Annotated in this window: 2 pseudogenes; both read right to left on the reverse strand. The window is 48.7% G+C overall.

What is annotated here, in order from left to right:
• A pseudogene (locus QVP67_RS10865) lies at window positions 1-186 on the reverse strand (hypothetical protein); the annotation flags it as partial.
• 243 nt (window positions 187-429) lie between these two features.
• Window positions 430-1,317: pseudogene (locus QVP67_RS10870) on the reverse strand (leucine-rich repeat domain-containing protein); the annotation flags it as partial.

Consider the following 1,317-nt stretch of genomic DNA (forward strand, 5'->3'; position numbering starts at 1 on the left):
GGCATAGTTGCCCAGCAGTTCCAGGGCGGCTTCCATTTCCTTGGGAGCCACGGTGGTGTTCTCGGTGGCGGCGCGCGTCATGGCTTTCACGTCCTGTGCCGTCTCGCTCAGAGGGGAGGCATACCATTTCTTCGGAGCATTCTCATTTTGAGGATTACCCCGTTTCACTAATTTGTACTTGTACATAGTATTTACCATTTAAAAAGTTATACATAATGCCCTCTTTCCGGCAAGCGTCCGGAAAGAGGGCTTTTTTTACTATTGATTATCAGTTGTTTACCGACTCGCAGGAGTAACCCTTGGAGACTCCCGCGAGTCTTGCCCCGACACTCTAGGGAGTCATGGCCGGAGACTCTAGGGAGTCTTACCTCATGACTCTAGGGAGTCTTGACGGGTGACTTCGGGGAGTGCTTTTGATGTAATATAGATTTACCATTCTACATCGTCGCCGTCCTCGAAGTCGTTATGTTCGGCTTCGACAGGACTCGGTTTAACAATGGTTGTGACATTGCTGTTTTCATCTGAATACCTGTTTAACATCCTGTCCCAAAACTCCTTCTTGGTGTCCCACAATGTCAGGGTCAGTTGCTGATTATCTTGCTGGTTCCCGCACTTCAAATCCCCCAAATATGCGTTATTGGTTATATCGAGAGCCGTCATCTTGTTGCCATGACACCACAAATATTTAAGCTCTTCCAAAGTACTGACATTCAACGAGACAAGTTGATTATCGTTGCACTCCAAATCCGTCAGATTGGTCAGCTTGGTTACATCAAGGGCAGTCAGTTGATTACCGCTGCAAATCAAAGTCGTCAGATTGGTCAGCTTGGTTACATCAAGGGTAGTCAATTGATTATCCATGCAATCCAAAGTCTCCAGATAGGTGAAGTACTCAATGCCGGCAAGGCTGGTAATGTTTTTATTTCGCAAAAACAAGAAAGTTCCCCCATTCATTATTATTTCCATTCGGTTATTCTCATCCAGGGATACGGTGCCATCGGGGTTCGCCGTCCAGCCGATATTTGGGTTGAATTCTTCCACGGCATTGGCAAACGCCGCATTGAGGGCCTCGGTGAAATTGTTGGCATCCAGTGCGCCCAGGTAGGTAATCTTTCCGGCGGTGAAGGTCACCTCTTTTTGGGTGGTCTTGACGTATGTCTTGCCGCCTTCATCCATATAGTTCAGGGTAATGCCGCCCGTCAGCGTGCCGGGAGCCACGACGAAGTAGTACTCCTTGGCTGCCTCGAAGTTTCCCTTTATCGTTACCGACCGGGAAGCACTTCCCGTGGCGGTCAGCGTACCATCGGCGATGGTATA

This window comes from Bacteroides sp. CAG:633 (assembly GCF_000435115.1).
Lineage (GTDB): Bacteria > Bacteroidota > Bacteroidia > Bacteroidales > Bacteroidaceae > Bacteroides > Bacteroides ndongoniae.